At 72.7% G+C, this 12,712-nt stretch carries 17 protein-coding genes; 8 read left to right on the top strand and 9 right to left on the bottom strand.

The window, feature by feature from the left end; translation table 11 throughout:
• Window positions 1-147: 147 nt before the first annotated feature.
• Window positions 148-1,218: a zinc-dependent alcohol dehydrogenase family protein gene (locus ACWCQS_RS12685; RefSeq protein ID WP_451004435.1), complete on the bottom strand. Its 1,071-nt coding sequence runs from the start codon at window positions 1,216-1,218 to the stop codon at window positions 148-150.
• Between the two features lie 254 nt (window positions 1,219-1,472).
• On the opposite strand from ACWCQS_RS12685, the gene ACWCQS_RS12680 reads away from it, so the two are divergent.
• Both ACWCQS_RS12680 and ACWCQS_RS12675 read left to right on the top strand, forming a co-directional pair.
• Window positions 1,473-1,862, top strand: a complete 390-nt coding sequence (locus ACWCQS_RS12680) for an STAS domain-containing protein (RefSeq protein ID WP_451004434.1) — start codon at window positions 1,473-1,475, stop codon at window positions 1,860-1,862.
• 8 nt (window positions 1,863-1,870) lie between these two features.
• Window positions 1,871-2,443, top strand: coding sequence for an Rv1733c family protein (locus ACWCQS_RS12675; protein WP_451004433.1), 573 nt, complete (start codon window positions 1,871-1,873; stop codon window positions 2,441-2,443).
• Between the two features lie 115 nt (window positions 2,444-2,558).
• Here the strand turns inward: ACWCQS_RS12675 and ACWCQS_RS12670 are convergent, their stop codons facing one another.
• Window positions 2,559-3,410: a universal stress protein gene (locus tag ACWCQS_RS12670; RefSeq protein WP_451004723.1), complete on the bottom strand. Its 852-nt coding sequence runs from the start codon at window positions 3,408-3,410 to the stop codon at window positions 2,559-2,561.
• Window positions 3,411-3,434: 24 nt separating this feature from the next.
• Window positions 3,435-4,340: a universal stress protein gene (locus ACWCQS_RS12665; RefSeq protein WP_451004432.1), complete on the bottom strand. Its 906-nt coding sequence runs from the start codon at window positions 4,338-4,340 to the stop codon at window positions 3,435-3,437.
• Window positions 4,341-4,587: 247 nt separating this feature from the next.
• On the opposite strand from ACWCQS_RS12665, the gene ACWCQS_RS12660 reads away from it, so the two are divergent.
• Together ACWCQS_RS12660 and ACWCQS_RS12655 are read left to right on the top strand one after the other, a co-directional pair.
• Window positions 4,588-5,262 (top strand): CBS domain-containing protein, encoded by a 675-nt coding sequence (locus ACWCQS_RS12660; protein WP_451004722.1) that lies wholly within the window; start codon window positions 4,588-4,590, stop codon window positions 5,260-5,262.
• Window positions 5,263-5,341: 79 nt separating this feature from the next.
• Window positions 5,342-6,043 (top strand): response regulator, encoded by a 702-nt coding sequence (locus tag ACWCQS_RS12655; protein WP_451004431.1) that lies wholly within the window; start codon window positions 5,342-5,344, stop codon window positions 6,041-6,043.
• Between the two features lie 105 nt (window positions 6,044-6,148).
• Here the strand turns inward: ACWCQS_RS12655 and ACWCQS_RS12650 are convergent, their stop codons facing one another.
• On the bottom strand, window positions 6,149-6,553 hold the full coding sequence (locus ACWCQS_RS12650) for an Hsp20/alpha crystallin family protein (protein ID WP_451004430.1): 405 nt from the start codon (window positions 6,551-6,553) through the stop codon (window positions 6,149-6,151).
• 260 nt (window positions 6,554-6,813) lie between these two features.
• Here ACWCQS_RS12650 and ACWCQS_RS12645 point away from each other — a divergent pair, with 260 nt between their 5' ends.
• Window positions 6,814-7,695 carry a universal stress protein gene (locus ACWCQS_RS12645; RefSeq protein ID WP_451004429.1) on the top strand — a complete coding sequence of 294 codons (882 nt, stop codon included), beginning with the start codon at window positions 6,814-6,816 and terminating at the stop codon, window positions 7,693-7,695.
• Window positions 7,696-7,796: 101 nt separating this feature from the next.
• On the opposite strand, the gene ACWCQS_RS12640 is transcribed toward ACWCQS_RS12645, so the two are convergent.
• Complete coding sequence (locus ACWCQS_RS12640; protein WP_451004428.1) at window positions 7,797-8,240, bottom strand: universal stress protein; 444 nt, start codon at window positions 8,238-8,240, stop codon at window positions 7,797-7,799.
• 258 nt (window positions 8,241-8,498) lie between these two features.
• Here ACWCQS_RS12640 and ACWCQS_RS12635 point away from each other — a divergent pair, with 258 nt between their 5' ends.
• Together ACWCQS_RS12635 and ACWCQS_RS12630 are read left to right on the top strand one after the other, a co-directional pair.
• On the top strand, window positions 8,499-8,687 hold the full coding sequence (locus ACWCQS_RS12635; RefSeq protein WP_388629951.1) for a hypothetical protein: 189 nt from the start codon (window positions 8,499-8,501) through the stop codon (window positions 8,685-8,687).
• A gap of 119 nt (window positions 8,688-8,806) precedes the next feature.
• Complete coding sequence (locus tag ACWCQS_RS12630) at window positions 8,807-9,100, top strand: hypothetical protein (protein WP_451004427.1); 294 nt, start codon at window positions 8,807-8,809, stop codon at window positions 9,098-9,100.
• Between the two features lie 44 nt (window positions 9,101-9,144).
• Here ACWCQS_RS12630 and ACWCQS_RS12625 read toward each other — a convergent pair whose 3' ends face one another.
• Window positions 9,145-9,726, bottom strand: a complete 582-nt coding sequence (locus ACWCQS_RS12625; protein ID WP_451004426.1) for a rhodanese-like domain-containing protein — start codon at window positions 9,724-9,726, stop codon at window positions 9,145-9,147.
• Window positions 9,727-9,809: 83 nt separating this feature from the next.
• On the opposite strand from ACWCQS_RS12625, the gene ACWCQS_RS12620 reads away from it, so the two are divergent.
• Window positions 9,810-10,097: a metal-sensitive transcriptional regulator gene (locus ACWCQS_RS12620; RefSeq protein WP_323376122.1), complete on the top strand. Its 288-nt coding sequence runs from the start codon at window positions 9,810-9,812 to the stop codon at window positions 10,095-10,097.
• An 18-nt stretch (window positions 10,098-10,115) separates the two neighbouring features.
• Here ACWCQS_RS12620 and ACWCQS_RS12615 read toward each other — a convergent pair whose 3' ends face one another.
• The 3 genes from ACWCQS_RS12615 to ACWCQS_RS12605 are packed head-to-tail and all read right to left on the bottom strand — an operon-like array spanning window position 10,116 to window position 12,668.
• Complete coding sequence (locus tag ACWCQS_RS12615) at window positions 10,116-10,865, bottom strand: sulfite exporter TauE/SafE family protein (RefSeq protein ID WP_451004425.1); 750 nt, start codon at window positions 10,863-10,865, stop codon at window positions 10,116-10,118.
• A complete protein-coding gene (locus ACWCQS_RS12610) occupies window positions 10,862-11,251 on the bottom strand; it encodes a rhodanese-like domain-containing protein (RefSeq protein ID WP_451004424.1) in 390 nt (129 codons plus the stop codon). The genes ACWCQS_RS12615 and ACWCQS_RS12610 overlap by 4 nt, the downstream gene beginning before the upstream one ends.
• 52 nt (window positions 11,252-11,303) lie before the next feature.
• Window positions 11,304-12,668, bottom strand: a complete 1,365-nt coding sequence (locus ACWCQS_RS12605; RefSeq protein ID WP_451004423.1) for a rhodanese-like domain-containing protein — start codon at window positions 12,666-12,668, stop codon at window positions 11,304-11,306.
• Between the last annotated feature and the right edge of the window lie 44 nt (window positions 12,669-12,712).

Genomic DNA, 12,712 nt, shown 5'->3' with positions numbered 1-12,712 from the left:
CAGGTCCTCCAGTTCCCATCGGCACCTGGCGCTGAACCGATGGGTTTCTCCACACGGTATCCCCTCTCGGGCCGGGTGGAGGCGCGATCCGGCAACCGATCGCCGCGCGTGGACGGGCCGGCACGCGACCGTCACGTCCCTTCTGCGTCATGCCGCCGGAACGGCCACTTCCGCGTGCTGCTCCCCGCCGAGCACGATCTTGAGTGCACCGGTCTCGGCAGCCTGGGCGAAGACGTCGTAGGCCTCCTCCATATGGTCGAGCGGGAAGGTGTGGGTCACCAGTTGCCCGGTCGGCAGCCGGCCCGCGGCGGCCATTCGCAGCAGGGTGGGTGTGGAGTAGGTGTCCACCAGGCCGGTCGTGATGGTCACGTTCTTGATCCAGAGGTCTTCCAGGTGCAGCGTCGCGGGCTTGCCGTGCACCCCGATGTTGGCCACGTGCCCGCCGGGACGGACCATGCGGGTGCACAGCTCGAAGCTCTCGGGGACACCCACCGCCTCCATGACCACGTCCGCGCCGAGCCCGTCGGTCAGATCGGCGACCAGCTGGCCGGGTTCCTCGCGGGCGTCGGCGACGGCGTCGGCACCGAGCCGCCGGGCCGCCTCCAGCCGGGCCGGAGCCATGTCGACCGAGATGATCCGTTCCGGGGAGAACAGGCGCGCCGTGGCGACGGCCGCGAGTCCGACGGGTCCGGCGCCGACGATGGCGACGGTGTCGCCGGGGCGCACGTGCCCGTTGAGGACACCGACCTCGTAGGAGGTCGGGAAGATGTCCGCGAGCAGGACGGCGTCCTCGCTGGGCACGGTGGCGGGCAGCGCATGCACGGACAGGTCGGCGCAGGGCACGCGGACGTACTCGGCCTGGGTGCCGTCGACCAGATGGCCGAGGATCCATCCTCCGCCGCCCCGGCACTGGCCGTAGGAGCCGTCCCGGCAGAACCGGCACCGGCCGCACGAGGTGATGCAGGACACCAGCACCCGGTCCCCCGGCCGTACGGTGCGCACGTCGCTGCCGACCTCGACGATCTCGCCGACCGCCTCGTGCCCGAGCACCGTGCCGGTGCGGACCTCGGGGAGGTCGCCCTTGAGGATGTGCAGGTCCGTCCCGCAGATGGTCACGGCGCCGACCTGCACGATGGCGTCGGTGGGTTCCTTGATGGCGGGGTCCGGGGCGTCCTGCCAGGACGCCTGCCCCGGACCGTGGAACACGAAGCCCTTCATGGCAGCTCCTCGTCGCCTCTTCGTCCGTCCGCCGCGGGATCGTGTTTCCGGCACGACGGCGGAACGGCCGCGCGCACCTTCAGCTTCGCGAGTGGGGGAGCGATGCCGCTTGGGCCGTCCGGCCCTCGCCCCGCGGCCGGGCGGTGCCCACCGGGGTCCGCTGCCGCCACGAGGTCCTGCAGTGTCCCGTACGGACCGCAGTCAGGGCCGGATGGCCCTACCGCCCCGTGCGGCCCGCCCGGTTCGCTCGTGTCATGTCCGAGAACGACACGGCTCACGTCGCTGGGCAGCACACCGCACCTGAAGTGCACGTGGCCCATCGCGTGGCCGGCGGAGCGACCGTCGTGTCCCTGCACGGCGTCATCGATGTGCTGACCGCCCCCGCGCTCTCGCTACGGCTCGACGCGCTCACCACCGGCCCCGAGCTCGACCTGGTGCTCGACCTGCGACCGGTCACGTTCATCGACTGCGCCGGACTCGGGGTCCTGTGCCGCGCACGCAACCGGATGCTGGCCCGGCAGGGCCGACTGCGGCTGATCACGGAGAGCGCGAGCCTCCGCCGGATCCTGCGGGTCACCGGGCTGGGGGGCGTCTTCGAGGTGCACACACGACCCCCTCAGTCGCTGCCGGGACCCCAGGGCTGAGCGGCGTGATGAACGCGAAGTCCGGGCTGTGGCGTTGGCGGAGCAATCCGCTGCGGCGACACGAGGACGTCGTGGAGGCCTGGCTCGTCCTGGCCGTCTGGATCGTGGTCGTGGTCGGCGGGGCGGTCGCCGGGGTGCTGACGGCGCGCGCGGCCGGGGATGTGTTCGCTGCGCAGCGCGCCCACCGGCATCCCGTGCGCGCCGTGCTGCTCGCCGACGCACCGTACGGCGGCACGGCCGCCTGGCCGGCGGCCGGCCTGGTCCGGGCGCCGGTGCGCTGGACCGCCCCGGACGGCACTCCCCGTACCGGTGACACGCTGGTCGACAGCGGTCTGAAGGCCGGTGCCGGAGTGGTGGCCTGGCAGGACGACCAGGGCGGCCTCACCCCCTCGAGGCCGGCGAACCCCACCGAGGGCGCGATCGAGGCCGCTCTCTTCGGCACGGCGGCCGCACTGGCCGTCGCCGCCCCGGTGTACGGGGCCGGAGCGCTCGGACGGGTGTGGCTCGACCGGCGGCGCATGGCCCGCTGGGACCAGGAGTGGAATCTGGTGGAGCCCCGCTGGGGGCACAGGACGGGGTGAGCCGGACGGACGGGCCGGAAGCGAGGACCTCGGACGGCTGCTGAGGGCCCGCCTGCGCCACCGCAGCGGTGACCGGCCGCAAGCGGCACCGGCGGCGGTGTACGGCCCGGGAATGTCAGGCGGGTTCCGGTACGACGGCCACCGGGCAGGCCGCGTGGTGGAGCACCCCGTGGGCGACGCGGCCGAGCTGGAGGCCGAAGGGGCCGTGCCTGCGCCGGGCGCCGACGACGAGCAGGTCGGCCTCACGGGAGACGGCGATCAGGGCGTCGCGGGCGTGGCCCTCGACGGTGCGGCGGTCCACCTGCAGCTCGGCGGGCGCGTCGCGAAGGGCCTCCTTCAGCGACTCGACGGCCTGCTGCTCCGTGAGGTGCGCCGGGCCGGTGTTCGCGTGCGCGGGGCGCCGCCAGGCCCGCACGGCTTCCAGGGAAACCCCGCGTAGGGACGCCTCCTCGACGGCGAACCGAACGGCGGCCGAGCCGGCCGCCCTCTCGCTCACCCCGAGCACGATCCGTCCCCGGATGCCGGCGCGAGCCTGATCGTCGGGGCTGCCGCGCAGGACGATCACCGGGCACCGCGCGTGCGCGGCGACCGCGAGGCTGACGGAACCCAGCAGTGCCTCGGCCATGCCGCTGCGGCCACGACACCCCACCACCACGGCGAGGGCGGTGTCGCTCTCCCGTACGAGTCCGTGCTCCGGCTCCTCGGGCAGCACATCGGTGGCGATCTTCAACTGCGGCCTGCGGCGTCGGGCGCGCTCCTCCGCGGCACCGACGACATCCCGGGCCATCACCTCCTCCAGCGGCTTGTCGAGTTCCTGCGCGAGCAGGGCGCCTTCGTAGCGGTCCCACAGGGAGGCGTACACCAGCCGGAGCGGGGCCCCGCGCAGGGCGGCCTCGTCGGCCGCCCAGTCGACGCCCCGCAGGCTCGGTTCGGAACCGTCGACGCCGACGACGATCGGAAGGTCCAACGTGCTCACCGCTCTCTCGGAGGATCAGTCGTGCGGAACCACGGCGACCGGGGCCACGATGTGATGCAGCACGGCATGCGCGACATGCCCGATATGGGCGCCCAGCGGGCTGGTGCGGACGCGCCGGCCCACGACGACCAGGGAGGCCTCGCGGGACGCGTCGACGAGAACCTGCGCCGCACCGCCGCACCGGCTCGCCTCGATCACTTCCACGTCCGGGAACTTCCGCCGCCAGGACCGCAGCACCTCGGTCAGGGCCTTGGCCTGCCCACGGGCGAGCTCGTCGTAGAGCTCGGCGTCACCGTAGAAGCGGTAGAAGGAGGTGGGCGGCTCGCTCCAGCCGTGCACGACCCGGAGGGACGCGCCTCGGCGGGCGGCGGCGTCGAAGGCGAACCCGAGCAGCGTCTCGTCGGGGGTGGCGATGTCGAGGCCGAGGACGACGGGCCGGAAGGGAGCCGCGGCGGACGGTACGCCCGCGGGGTCCGGCTTGTGCTCGTCGGCGGCCTGCTCTCCGGCCCGGACCAGCACCACAGGACGTTCGGCGTGGGCGAGAACGGCCAGGCTGACCGAGCCGACCATGAAACCGGCGAGCCCGCCGAGGCCACGCGAGCCCAGCACCATCAGCTCGGCGGCATCCGCCGCCTCGGTGAGGGCATGGGCCGGATTCCCGGTGAACCGGTCGGTGATCACCTCGACACCCGGATGGCGCAGCCGCAGCCCCTCGGCGGCCTCACGGGGAACCTCCTCGGTCCACTGTTGCTGGGTCTCGTCGCCGAGCAGCGGGGCCTGGGCCATGGGTTCGGGCGCCGACTCCCAGACATGGACGATCTTCAGCGGCAGACCGCGCAGCGCTGCTTCGCGCGCCGCCCATTCAGCAGCGGCCCTGCTCTCGGGCGACCCGTCGAGACCTACCGTGACCGTTCCCGGCATCGCGCAACACCTCCTGGGACGAGGATCCGGTTTCCAGCGTGACGCCGCCACGCCGGCGGGGTGAGAGGCCGCACGTCCCTGCAGGGGGCCGTCCGGCCCCGAGGACCGGCACACCATCCCTGTGTACTTCCTCGAGTACATCCGCGGAGCCGAACGGCCCACCCGGGGGACCGGTGGCCCCTGGCCGGGTCCCGGGCACCGGCACATGCTGAGAACGGACCGGCCGGCACGGCTCACGGAGGTCACCATGTACGGCACCCCGCACATCGTCAGCGATGTCATGACCCTCACGGTCGCCGCCGTGGGGCCGCATGCCCCCTTCAAGGAGATCGTCCGGCTGATGCAGGACTGGCAGGTCAGCGCCCTGCCCGTGATCGAGGGCGAGGGCCGGGTGGTCGGCGTGGTCTCCGAGGCCGACCTGCTGCCCACGGAGGAACTGCGGGACAACCCGGAGACCGGCTACCTCCGGCTTCGCCGGCCGGTCGACATGGCGAAGGCAGGCGCCCTCACCGCAGCAGACCTCATGTCGTCGCCCGCCGTCACGGTCCGGGCGAACGCCACCCTCGCCGAAGCCGCGCGCACCATGGCGCGCGAGGGGGTCAAGAGGCTGCCGGTGGTGGACGAGGCCGGACTGCTGGCGGGCATCGTCAGCCGCGCCGACCTGCTCAAGGTCTTCCTGCGCGACGACGACGCCATCGCCGAGGAGGTCCGGCGCGAGACCGTCGCGTACCTCCTCCCTCCGCCGGCCTCGGCGATCCAGGTGGACGTGCACGACGGAGTCGTCACGCTGACGGGACGGATCCGCGACACCGCCCTGGTCCCGGTGGCCGCGCGCCTGGTGCGGGCCGTGGAAGGCGTGGTGGACGTGCAGTTCGACCTCGCGCGCGACGACCAGGGAGTGAGCAGGGCCGATCGGCCCTAGCCCGTACGGCACTGCCGGACGGACGATCGGCCACGTGGGCAGCCCGCGGCCCGTCCTTCCCGGGGAACAAGAGGTCGTCATGACCGAGACACGTACCTTCACGGAGCAGAACCCGATCCGGGTGTTCCTGCTGGACGACCATGAGGTCGTACGACGCGGCCTGGCCGACCTGCTCGACGCCGAACCGGACATCTCCGTGGTCGGTGACGCGGACACCGCCGAGCACGCGCTCGCTCGCGGGCCCGCGCTGCACCCGCATGTCGCCGTGCTCGACGTGCGGCTCCCGGACGGCGACGGCATCTCGGTCTGCCGGGAGCTGCGCAGCCGGATGCCGGAGCTGGCCTGTCTGATGCTGACTTCATTCGACGACGAGGACGCCCTGCTGGACGCCATCATGGCCGGAGCCTCCGGCTATGTGCTGAAGCAGATCAAGGGTTCGGACCTGGTCTCCGCCGTGCGTACCGTCGCCTCGGGACAGTCGATGCTCGACCCGGCGACCACGGCCCGCCTGATGCGCTCCCTGCGCACCGACCCGGCGCAGGCCCCGTCGCTGCCGTCCGAGCTGGCGAGTCTGTCCCCCCGCGAACGGGACATCCTCGCCCTGATCGGCGACGGTCTCACCAACCGGGAGATCGGCAAGCGGCTGTACCTGTCGGAGAAGACCGTCAAGAACCACATCTCGCGGATGCTGGCGAAGCTGGGAGTCCAGCGCCGGGTCCAGGCGGCGGTCCTCGCCTCCCACCTGGAGCCGCAGGGCAACGGGGAACGCCCGGGCCACTGAGAGGCGCATGAGCCTGTGGGGACGGCCGACGGCTCGGCATGCCGCCCGCGGAGTGCGACGCACCGGCGTGCCCGCATCGAGCCCGCCGGTGAGTGAACGGGTGCGTCAGCTGCCGTGCCGGATCTCGACGTGCCTGGCCTCCGCCTTCTCGGTGCTGAGGCCCACGCTGACGGTCAGCATGCCGTCGGTGTAGTCGGCAGTCACGTCGTCCTCGTCGGCGCCGGTCGGCAGCGTCACGCTGCGGCTCAGCGCGCCGTACCGGATCTCGCTGTGGTTCTTGTCCACGTCCCGTTCGGTCCGCTCGGCCTTCACCGTGAGCACCCCGTCGCCGATGACGACGTCGATGTCCTCGGGGGACATGCCCGGAAGCTCGGCACGCACGACGTAACGGTCGTTCTCCGTGTAGTCCTCGATCCGGACGGAGGACATCGCGAACTTGCTCGGAATGGTCTCGAACCATTCCGGCATGTCCGGGAAGGGGATCCGCTGCCTGCGGGTGAGTGTGCCCATGGCCGTACCTCCTCGGTCTTCGCCTGCTTTCAGTGCAGCGCGCCCGACGTTCCCGTGCTGAGGCCGAACAGCCCATGACATGGGTCCTCAAGGCCCCTTTTGCAGACTTGCGAACGGGCGGGCCGACCTGCCCGAAGCAGGGACCAACGGCCCCTGGCACCTCGTACGGCGCGCGCCTTGCATGGGATCGGACGGCGGAGGCAGGAACCGCAGCAGGTCCGCGCCACCGCGGCGAAGCGACTTCCCGGCTGGAGGCGATCATGTCCGGGTCGAGTGAGCGCCGGCCGATCGTGGTCGGTGTGGAGACGGACCCCGTCAGACAGGCGGCGCTGGCCTGGGCGGCCGACGAGGCGGCCCGCCGCCACGTGCCGCTGCGGCCGGTCCGCGCCGAGGGTGTGCCGACCAGGGGGCAACGGAGGCCGGAGGTCCCGCCGTCCTGGGCGGGGTGGAACGAAGAGCTCCACCGGAGCGGAAAACAGGTTCTCGCCGAGGCCGTGGACTTCGTCGCGGACCGGCATCCCGAGGTCGAGGTGGACGCCGTACTCGCCGAAGGCGACCCCGTGTGGGTGCTGGGCGAGGAGAGCCGCACCGCCACCGCCGTCGTACTGGGCTCGCAGCACCTCAGCCGGGCGCAGGAGGTGTTCGGCTCCGCCGCGGTCGCCCTGCCCCTGATGGCCAGGGCGCACTGCCCCGTGGTGGTCGTCCCGGAAGCGGAGCACGCCACCGGGGAGCCCGGGTTCTACGTCGTCGGCGTCGACGGCAGCGAGCACTCGACGGCCGCCGTGGACCTGGCGTTCGAGGAGGCTTCGCTGCGCGGTGCCCAGGTGCGGGCACTGTATGTCTGGGAGCCCGGACCGCTGCGGATCTTCGACGAGTACGGAGTCCAGCAGCAGTGCCGGCGGCTGCTCTCGGAGACCGTGGCCGGCCGCCATGCCCGCTATCCCGACGTGGACCTGCGGCACGAGGTGGCCGTCGGACATCCGGTACAGGCCCTCACCGACGCCTCCGCCGGCGCCCTGGGCCTGGTCGTGGGCACACGAGGGCACGGCGGCTTCACAGGGATGCTGCTGGGCTCGGTCAGCCAGGGAGTGCTGCACTACGCCCGCTGCCCGGTCCTCGTCGTCCCACCGACACGGACCTGAGCATCCGAGAGCGTCCACGCACCCGAGCAGGGTTCCAGGGCCGTCATGGGAAGTCCGGTATGTGTGTCGCGCGCCCTGCCACGAACCGATCCGGAGACGGGTCACTGGTCCTGAGCGCGCACGATCACGACCGGGCAGCTCGCGTGCTGCGACACGTGCTGGCTGACCGAGCCGAGCAGGGCGGCGGCGAACCCGCCCCGGCCGCGACTGCCGACGACCAGGAGTTCGGCTCCCTCGGCGGCCCGCAGCAGCACGTCGGCGGCGTTGCCGTGCACCACATGGCTGTGGACCGAGCCGGCCGCGTCCGCGCCGAGCGCCTCGGTCAGTTCCTTCCGCATCTGCTGCCGGGTCTCCTCCTCGTCGACATCCGTGTCCACCGCGGGCGCCGACCAGCCGTGGAGCCCTGGCAGCTCCCACACCGCGACCGCGTCCACGGTGGCGCCGACGAGGCCCGCGTACCGGACGGCCCAGCGCAGGGCCTCGTACGAGGACGGCGATCCGTCGACACCGACGACCACCCGGGGCTCGGAGGTATCCCTGTCCATGCGTCCCACCTCTCCTGCGGCTTTCCCGCCCCGTCGATCGGCCACCTTCGTCTCCACGCTGCACGTGGTCCCGCGTTCTCGCCAGGGCAACGCGTTCCCGGGTGTACCGATCACGAGCGTTGTCGACAGTTGCGGGGCTTGATCACGGCGTGCCGTCCGAGGGCGATTCTCCGAGAAAAGGACGATGATGTTCGGGAAGTGGGTGCTCATGCAGACGAACGCGGACGACCTGCCGCACCTCATGTCGCGGGAGGAGCCATGAGCAAGGGGGCGCGGGCCCGACCGCGGGCCAAGGCGCAGAGCTGTGGCTCCCGGCTGCCGACGCGCAGGGCGGAGCGGACCGCCGTCGTACGCAGGGCCTCGTCGACGAAGGGCGACTGGCTGCTGCTGCCCGGCGGCTCGTGGCGGCACGTCGAGACGATCAGGGTGCGCAGCCTGTTCGGCTGACAGAGCCGCGCTGAGGGGCACGAGGGAACAACTCGCCCTCTGGAAGCGCTGTTGCTGATACCCCGACGGGTATAGAGGCCGCCGGTGGAGGAACCGAACGGCGGAGGGACGTGAGGCCGATGGCGACGGCAGCGGAGGACCGGCTCTGCACGAACGACGAGAGCGGAGCCGAAGAGACGCTTCTGGTGACCAGGTGCGGACGCAGGATCGAAGTACACCGCCTGCTGCTGGGACACCCGGACCGGCCCGTCAGCCGGATAGCCCTGGACGTGGGGGAGGACCGGGGTGGCGAACCGGGAGTCTGGGCGGCACTCACCCCGGACGAGGCACGCGGTCTGGCCCGCCTGCTTCTTCAGCGGGTCGGCGTGGCCGAGCAGCCCGCCGACGCCCGGCCGCGCAACGGTACTGCCTGACAAGAGAGTCGGCCGGGCCGCGACTCCTCGAAGGGCGGCGGCGCTCAGCCCCGGCGCAGTGCCGCGAGCGTCGCGGCGAGGTCCGCCGGGCGGGGGCGGTTGAGCGGCAGCTTGCCCAGTACGACGGCCATGCCGCAGGTGTCGGTGAGCGCGGAGAAGACGAGACCGCCCGCGATACCGGCCGAGAGGAGCTGGAAGGCCGGATGCACCAGCAGGCCGAGGAGCAGGCCCAGAAGTACGACCGTGCCCGCGGTGAAGCGCACTTGACGCTCCATGCTCCAGCCGGCCCGCGTGTCGCAGCCGGCCGGCCGGTGCAGGTCGTGTCCGTCGGCGGCCCAGGCGCTGGTGCCGCCGGTGAGGGTGGCCGCCGCAATGCCCTCTTCGGCCAGCAGCCCGCACGCCCTCTCCGAGCGGGCGCCGGAGGCACACACCACGAGGACGTCGCCGCGACCGGCGGCGTGGCGTATCTCGGGCAGCGCGCCCCGGATGCGGTCCAGGGGGATGTTGAGGGCGCCGGGGAGGTGGCCGGAGGCGTACTCGCCCGGGGTGCGCACGTCGATGACGGTGATTTCGTCCAGCCGGGCGCGGGCCTGGTCGGTGTCGAGGGTGAGGGGAGTGGTGGTCATGGCAGATGTGATCCTTGATGTTCGCCGCCGCCCCGAGCCGGGACGTACAGTACCCCTAGGGGTATTTTTCGAGGAGTGTGAGCGTGGAACTGGAGCTTGAGGGCGCGTCCCTGAGGGCCGTGCTGAACCGGCTGCGGCGTGCGCAGGGCCAGATCTCCGGCGTGATCCGGATGATCGAGGAGGGGCGGGACTGCGAGGACGTCATCACGCAGCTGGCCGCCGCCTCGCGGGCACTCGACCGGGCCGGTTTCGCGATCATCGCCACCGGACTGCAGCAGTGCGTGGCCGACATCGAGTCGGGCCGCAAGAACGGTGAGGACACCGAGGCGATGCGCGCGCGGCTGGAGAAGCTGTTCCTGTCGCTGGCGTAGGGAAACGCGGTTGCGCGGTCATCCCACCGCCGCATCGACCAGCATGAGGCCCGCCACCGCCAGCAGCACGAGAGCGAAGACCCGCTGCAGGGTTCGCCCGGACAGCTTCGCCGACAGGCGTTTGCCGTCCCAGGCGCCCAGGATCGCCGCTCCGGCGAACGGTCCGATGACCGACCAGTCCAGGCCGTCGGCCCTACCGGTGCGCATCGCCAGCGCCGCCAGTGAGTTGACGGTGATGACGAGCAGACTGGTGCCCACGGCGGCCCGCATTCGTATGCCGAGGACGTTGACCAGGGCGGGGACCGCGAGGAAGCCGCCGCCCACACCGAGCACGCCGGTGACGGCGCCCAGTCCGGCGCCGGCGGCCGCCGCCCGCCCCGGCCGTACGTGGACGGTGCCGTCCGGGTCCGAGCGGGGCCTGAGCATGCGTACCGCGGCCACGGCCGCGACCACGGCGAAGGCCACGGTCAGCGCGGCCGCCGGCAGGCGTCCGGCGAGCGCGCCGCCCAGCATGGCCGGGCCGATCCCGGCCGCCGCGAACAGCAGCCCCGTACGCCAGCGGACCTGCCCGTCGCGGGCGTGCGCGGTCAGGGCGGTGGCGGAGGTGACGGTGACGATGACCAGACTGGCCGTGGTGGCCGCGACCGGGGTGAATCCGAGCAGGTAGATCAGGGCGGGCACGGCCAGCACACTGCCGCCGCCGCCCAGGGCGCCGAGCGCCAGGCCGATGACGGCGCCGGCGATCAGCGCGAGTATCACAGCGCTCACGCGACGGTCCCGTTCCCGCCCCGCGCGTCCACGACCGGCAGCCCCGCCCCGGCCCATTGCTGCATGCCGCCGATGACGTCGACGGCCTCGACGCCCCTGGCCCGCAGCAGTTCGGCGGCCCGCCGGGAGCGCCGGCCCGAACGGCAGATCACGACGACCGGCCGCGCCTGCGCCTCGGCGGGCAGCCGGGCACCGGCGGCCAGCGCCGTGAGGGGCAGGTGTACCGCGCCGGGGGCGTGGCCGGCCTGCCATTCGTCGGCTTCCCGTACGTCGAGCAGCACGCAGGCCCCGCTGCTTGCGGCCGCCCGCGCGGAGTCCGTGCGTGCGGCGGCCTCCTGCGCGGTCACCCGCGCCGGGCCGCCCCGGCCACGTCCGAAGAGGCTCATCGTGGTTCTCGCTCCTGTTCTTCTCGGCTGCGATGCTCTGCGGCGGACGCCGTCAGGGGGTGTGGACGGTGAGCCCGGCCTTCTCGGCCGAGTCGAAGCGGTCGTCGACCGCGACGACGTCACGGCCCACGGCGTCCAGCAGGGAGGCGGCGATGGCGGCGCGCATGCCGCCCGCGCAGTGCACCCACACCTGCCCGCCGGGGACCTCGTCGAGACGGCGGTGCAGGGCGTGGACGGGGATGTGGACCGATCCCGCCACATGGCCCGACGCCCGTTCCGAGTCCCGGCGGACGTCCAGTACGACGATCCCGTCCCCGGAGTGCCGCGCGAGGTCGGCGAACGTGGCCCGGGGGAAGGAGGCGAGAGCTTCGCCCTTCCGTGCCCAGCGCGTCGGGTCTCCGGTGGCCGCGGCTGCCGGGCGGTCGATGCCGACGCGGGCCAACTCCCTCTGTGCCGCGGAGAGTTGGTCGGCAGACTCGGCGAGCAGGGTCACCGGCTTGCCCCAGGGGATCAGCCAGGCCAGGTAGGTGGCGAGCTGTCCCTCGGCCTCGAAGTTGAACGAGCCGGCGACATGCCCTTCGGCGAAGGCGACCCGGTTGCGGAGATCGACCACCCACTCCCCGGCGGCGAGCCGGCCGGCGATCTCGTCGGCGTCCGCGAGGGAGGGCGTGGTGAGGTCGAGGGGCGCCGGTCCCACGGCGTTCGCCGGGCCCATGTGGGCGTAGTACGCGGGAACGTCGTCCAGACCGGCGAGCAGGTCGGCGACGAAGCTGTCCACATCCCGGATCAGGGCCGTGTTGGACGCCTTCTCCTTGCCGATCGTGGTCGACGTGCCCTCCGCCCGGCCGGCCGAGCAGAAGCTGCCGAAGCCGTGCGTGGGCAGCACGGCGGCGTCGTCCGGCAGTTCGGCGGCCAGACGGTGCGCGGAGGCGTGCTGGGCCCGGGCGAGGTCTTCCGTCAGCCGCGGTTCGACCAGGTCGGGCCGGCCGACGCTGCCGATCAGCAGTGAGCCGCCGGTGAACACGGCGACGGCCGTGCCGTCCTCCTCCAGCGCGTACGACGTGTGGTGCGGGGTGTGGCCGGGCGTTGCCATCGCGCGCAGCACCAGTGCGGCGCCGGCGTCGATCTCGTGGTGGTCGCCGTCGTGCACCGGTACGCGCTCGTACGAGACCCGGGCGGCGGCGGGGACGAGGTAGGCGGCGCCCGTGACCCGGGCCAGCTCCGGCCCGCCGGTGACGTAGTCGTTGTGCAGGTGCGTCTCGACGACGTGGGATATCCGCACCCCGCGCCGTGCGGCGGCGCCGATCATCCGGTCGATGTCACGGGGCGGATCGACCACCACGGCCGTCCGCTCGCCACCCGCCAGATAGCTGCGGTTGCCGAGCCCGGCCACCTCGATCGTGTCGACGAAGAACACAGGGACTCCCTTCCGGTGAAATTACCCCCCGGGGTATATGTCGA

The organism is Streptomyces sp. NPDC002076 (assembly GCF_053593835.1).
Note: the sequence above shows the minus strand (reverse complement) of the source record. Positions and strands in the feature narration are given on the sequence as shown.

Excerpts from the sequence above, each read along its gene's own strand:
- ACWCQS_RS12685 (WP_451004435.1), bottom strand. The coding sequence starts at position 1,218 with ATGAAGGGCTTCGTGTTCCACGGTCCGGGGCAGGCGTCCTGGCAGGAC.
- ACWCQS_RS12680 (WP_451004434.1), top strand. The coding sequence starts at position 1,473 with ATGTCCGAGAACGACACGGCTCACGTCGCTGGGCAGCACACCGCACCT.
- ACWCQS_RS12675 (WP_451004433.1), top strand. The coding sequence starts at position 1,871 with ATGAACGCGAAGTCCGGGCTGTGGCGTTGGCGGAGCAATCCGCTGCGG.
- ACWCQS_RS12665 (WP_451004432.1), bottom strand. The coding sequence starts at position 4,340 with ATGCCGGGAACGGTCACGGTAGGTCTCGACGGGTCGCCCGAGAGCAGG.
- ACWCQS_RS12660 (WP_451004722.1), top strand. The coding sequence starts at position 4,588 with ATGTACGGCACCCCGCACATCGTCAGCGATGTCATGACCCTCACGGTC.
- ACWCQS_RS12655 (WP_451004431.1), top strand. The coding sequence starts at position 5,342 with ATGACCGAGACACGTACCTTCACGGAGCAGAACCCGATCCGGGTGTTC.
- ACWCQS_RS12650 (WP_451004430.1), bottom strand. The coding sequence starts at position 6,553 with ATGGGCACACTCACCCGCAGGCAGCGGATCCCCTTCCCGGACATGCCG.
- ACWCQS_RS12645 (WP_451004429.1), top strand. The coding sequence starts at position 6,814 with ATGTCCGGGTCGAGTGAGCGCCGGCCGATCGTGGTCGGTGTGGAGACG.
- ACWCQS_RS12640 (WP_451004428.1), bottom strand. The coding sequence starts at position 8,240 with ATGGACAGGGATACCTCCGAGCCCCGGGTGGTCGTCGGTGTCGACGGA.
- ACWCQS_RS12635 (WP_388629951.1), top strand. The coding sequence starts at position 8,499 with ATGAGCAAGGGGGCGCGGGCCCGACCGCGGGCCAAGGCGCAGAGCTGT.
- ACWCQS_RS12630 (WP_451004427.1), top strand. The coding sequence starts at position 8,807 with ATGGCGACGGCAGCGGAGGACCGGCTCTGCACGAACGACGAGAGCGGA.
- ACWCQS_RS12625 (WP_451004426.1), bottom strand. The coding sequence starts at position 9,726 with ATGACCACCACTCCCCTCACCCTCGACACCGACCAGGCCCGCGCCCGG.
- ACWCQS_RS12610 (WP_451004424.1), bottom strand. The coding sequence starts at position 11,251 with ATGAGCCTCTTCGGACGTGGCCGGGGCGGCCCGGCGCGGGTGACCGCG.